This is a genomic window from Streptomyces bobili, from assembly GCF_002154575.1.
GTDB classification, from domain to species: domain Bacteria; phylum Actinomycetota; class Actinomycetes; order Streptomycetales; family Streptomycetaceae; genus Streptomyces; species Streptomyces bobili.
Genome location: NZ_MUBA01000665.1, coordinates 1 through 3,872, shown reverse-complemented (window position 1 = coordinate 3,872; position 3,872 = coordinate 1). Strand labels below are relative to the sequence as shown.

Genomic DNA, 3,872 nt, shown 5'->3' with positions numbered 1-3,872 from the left:
CGTCGTCCCTACTGGCCGAACTGCGGATCCAGTGGATTCTCGGGTGGTTCCGTCGTCGGTTCCCCGGTCGTCGGCTCCCCCGTCGTCGGCTCGCCCGTCGTCGGCTCCTCCGAGGGCTCCTCGGTGGTCGGCTCCTGCGACGGCGTCTGCGTCTTCGGCGGCTTGGTCGACGGGGCCGCCGTGCTCGGCTCCTCCGACGGCTCCTCGGAGGCCGAAGGCGAGGGGCTCGCCGTGACGGTCGGCTGGACGGCCGCGCCCTGGTCGGTCTCCAGGTCGAACTTGCTGACCTTGGAGGCGACACCGAAGGTGTACGCCGCCCAGATCCGCGCCGGGAAGCCACCACCGGCGATACGGCCCTTGCCCGGCACCGTGCCGGTCGCGCCGGTCAGGGTGACCTGGGGGTGCGGCGGCTTGGCGGACTCGCCGAACAGGCCGACCGCGGTGACCAGGTCGGGCGTGTAGGCGGTGAACCAGGCCGACTTGTTGTCGTCGGAGGTGCCCGTCTTGCCCGCGACCTTCTGGCCGTTGCGCTGCGGGTTCTCCAGTACGGACGCTCGCGCCGTACCGTCGTCCACCACGCCGGTGAGCACCGAGGTGACCGTGTCGGCGGCCTCGCGGCTGATGACCTCGTCGCCGATCGGGTCGGCCGGCGTCACCGCGTGCGCGCTGTTCTCCGCCGACTTGATGAGCGTCGGGGTGACCTGCCGGCCATGGTTGTCGAGGGTCGCGTAGACGCCGGCCATCTGGAGCGGGCTGGCGCCCATCGTGCCGAGCGTCTGCGCCGGTACGGCCTTCAGGTCCGCGGTGTCCATGCCGAGGGCGCCCGCGGTCTTGAGGACCTTGTCCATGCCGACGTCGACGCCCATCTGTGCGAAGACGGAGTTGATGGACTTGTTCATCGCCGTCTGGACGGTGACGTCGCCGTAGTCGACGTCGTCCTCGTTCTCCGGGGCGAAGCCGATGTCGCTGCCGACGACCGGGCGCTTGCTCGTGCCGTCGTAGATCGTGTTCGCGCCGATCTTCTCGTCGTCCTGCGTCACCGCCCCCTGGTCCAGGGCCGCCGCCAGGATCACCGGCTTGAAGGTGGAGGCGGGCTGGTAGTCGGTGCGGGTGGCGTTGTTGGTGTAGTGCTCGACGTAGTTCACGCCGCCGTACATCGCCACGACCGCGCCCGTCTTCGGGTTCACCGACACGGCACCGGCCTGGACGTCACCGTCGACCGGGCGCTTCTTCTTGTCGAGCTTGCTGGTCAGCTGGTCCTTGACGGACGCCTCCAGCGCCTTCTGCTTCTTCTTCTCGATGTTGAGGGTGATGTTCCAGCCGCCGGCGCCGACCATCGCCTCGGCTTCGTTGCTGTTGTCGGCGACGCCCTGGGCGACGAGTTGCTTCTCCAGCTCGGTGTTGGCCGCCTTCACCAGGTACCCGACCTGGCCCTCCTGCCCCGGAGCCGCCTTGGGCTCCTTGGGGACCGGGAACGTCATCGCGTCGCGCTCGGCCTTGTCCAGCCAGTCCTTTTCGACCATGTTGTCGAGGACGTAGTTCCAGCGCTGCTGGACCAGCTTCTTGCCGGTGTCGCTTGCGGCGGCCCAGTCGTACTGGCTGGGGGCCTGGAGCAGCGCGGCGAGGTACGCGCCCTGCTCGACCTTGAGCTTGTCGGCGTCGACGCGGTAGTAGGCCTGGGCGGCGGCCTGGATGCCGTAGGCACCGCGTCCGTAGTAACTGGAGTTGATGTAGCCGGCCAGGATGTAGTCCTTGGACTTCTCCCGGTCCAGCTTCAGGGAGATGACCAGTTCCTTGAGCTTGCGGGTGACCGTCTGTTCCTGGGTCAGGTAGTAGTTCTTGACGTACTGCTGGGTGATCGTCGAACCACCCTGGGCGCCCTTGCCCATGAGCGTGTTGAGCACACCGCGTGTGGTGCCCTTCAGGTCGACGCCGGCGTCCTGGTAGAAGGACTTGTTCTCGGCGGCGACGAAGGTGTGCTGCACGGGCTTGGGGATTTCCGCGAGGTCGACGTTCTCCCGGTTGAGCTTGCCGTCGCGGGTCAGCAGCGTGCCGTCGCTGTACTTGTAGACGTTGCTCTGGAGCTCGGCCTCGGCGTTCGCCGTGTCGGGGATCGGCGTCGTCATGTAGAGGATGATGAAGGCGCCGATGACGAGCACGGTGAAGCCCAGGAACGTGCCGAGCATCTTCTTCCAGGTGAACAGGCGCCGTATTCGGCCCTTCTCACCCTTGGCACCCTTGCCGCCCTTCGGCGCTCCGCGGCGGGCCGCCACACGCCCGCCGACGGCGGCCTGCGGCGCGCCCTCCGCCGACGACACCGACTCGGTGCGCGACTCGGGAGCCGCCGCCTGCGACGAGCGGTTCCTGGGCGCCGCGCGACGGCCACCACGCTGTCGCGCTCGTCTCTCTTCCGCTCGTCCCATGAGTCCGCTCGCTCCGCTTCCTACTCGGTAGTCACACCTGTGCCCTGAGGCAGGTCAGCTCAGCAAGCTAACACCGCTCTCTGTGACAAAGGGGGCTCGATCCGGTCCCGCGAGGGCGTGAGAATCAGCACCCCTCGCCCTGGAACCGGTGCACCGCTCCAAGTGAACCGACGTACGAGAGGGGTCAAGGGTTGCCATCCCGCAGTAAAGTGATATCACTTAGATAGACCCAAGCTAGGCCCAGCTACACCGAGGCGAACCTGCGAGCGCTCACCCATCGGGCCGCTCACGTGCTCGCAAGAAACGGGGGACCCATGTCCACGCACGACCCGTCGGCCACCGTCGACACGCCCGAGATGCCCACCCCACAGGTCCGCGAGTTCCCGGCGCGCAGCGTGGGCGGCGGCCTCGCGCTGCTGTCCGGCCTGGTCGGACTGCTGGCCGGCGCCGGCATGATCGCCGTCGCCACGACCGTGACCTCGTCCGGCGGCAACGCCGCGCTGATCACCGGCGGCATCCTCGTCGCGCTCGCCGCGTTCCTCGCGATGTGCGGGCTGAACACGGTGGCGCCGGGCGAGGCCCGCGTGGTGCAGCTGTTCGGTCGCTACCGGGGCACGATCCGCGAGGACGGACTGCGCTGGGTGAACCCCCTCACCTCCCGCGAGAAGATCTCCACCCGCGTCCGCAACCACGAGACCGCCGTCCTCAAGGTCAACGACGCCTACGGCAACCCCATCGAACTGGCCGCGGTCGTCGTCTGGAAGGTGCAGGACACCGCTCAGGCCTCCTTCGAGGTGGACGACTTCCTGGAGTTCGTGGCCACCCAGACCGAGGCCGCCGTCCGGCACATAGCCATCGAGTACCCCTACGACGCCCACGAGGAGGACGGGCTCTCGCTGCGCGGCAACGCCGAGGAGATCACCGAGAAGCTCGCCGTCGAGCTGCACGCGCGCGTGGCAGCCGCCGGTGTGCGGATCATCGAGTCCCGCTTCACGCATCTCGCCTACGCTCCGGAGATCGCCTCCGCGATGCTCCAGCGGCAGCAGGCGGGTGCGGTGGTCGCGGCGCGGCGCGAGATCGTGGACGGCGCCGTCGGCATGGTCGAGGCGGCGCTCAGCCGGATCGCCGAGCAGGGCATCGTGGAACTGGACGAGGAACGGAAGGCGGCGATGGTGTCCAACCTGATGGTCGTGCTGTGCGGGGACCGGGCACCGCAGCCGGTACTGAACACGGGGACGCTCTACCAGTGACCTCACCCGAAGAGGGGGAGGCCCCTCGGCGCCGGCCGCAGCAGCGCAAGCAGGTGCTGCTGCGGCTCGATCCGCTGGTGTACGACGCGTTGGCCCGGTGGGCGTCCGACGAGCTGCGGTCGGCGAACGCGCAGATCGAGTTCCTGCTGCGCAAGGCGCTCCAGGACGCCGGGCGGCTGCCCGGCGTCCTGGAGCGCCT

At 68.8% G+C, this 3,872-nt stretch carries 3 protein-coding genes; 2 read left to right on the top strand and 1 reads right to left on the bottom strand.

Annotated elements, in window-relative coordinates; translation table 11 throughout:
- Positions 1 to 8: 8 nt before the first annotated feature.
- Complete coding sequence (locus tag BZL64_RS35820; protein WP_086773219.1) at positions 9 to 2,423, bottom strand: transglycosylase domain-containing protein; 2,415 nt, start codon at positions 2,421 to 2,423, stop codon at positions 9 to 11.
- Between the two features lie 314 nt (positions 2,424 to 2,737).
- Here BZL64_RS35820 and BZL64_RS35815 point away from each other — a divergent pair, with 314 nt between their 5' ends.
- Positions 2,738 to 3,673, top strand: coding sequence for an SPFH domain-containing protein (locus BZL64_RS35815; RefSeq protein WP_086773218.1), 936 nt, complete (start codon positions 2,738 to 2,740; stop codon positions 3,671 to 3,673).
- A partial coding sequence (locus tag BZL64_RS35810; protein WP_167396252.1) for a type II toxin-antitoxin system antitoxin occupies positions 3,670 to 3,872 on the top strand: 203 nt, incomplete at its 3' end. The genes BZL64_RS35815 and BZL64_RS35810, both read left to right, overlap by 4 nt.

Excerpts from the sequence above, each read along its gene's own strand:
- BZL64_RS35815 (WP_086773218.1), top strand. The coding sequence starts at position 2,738 with ATGTCCACGCACGACCCGTCGGCCACCGTCGACACGCCCGAGATGCCC.
- BZL64_RS35820 (WP_086773219.1), bottom strand. The coding sequence starts at position 2,423 with ATGGGACGAGCGGAAGAGAGACGAGCGCGACAGCGTGGTGGCCGTCGC.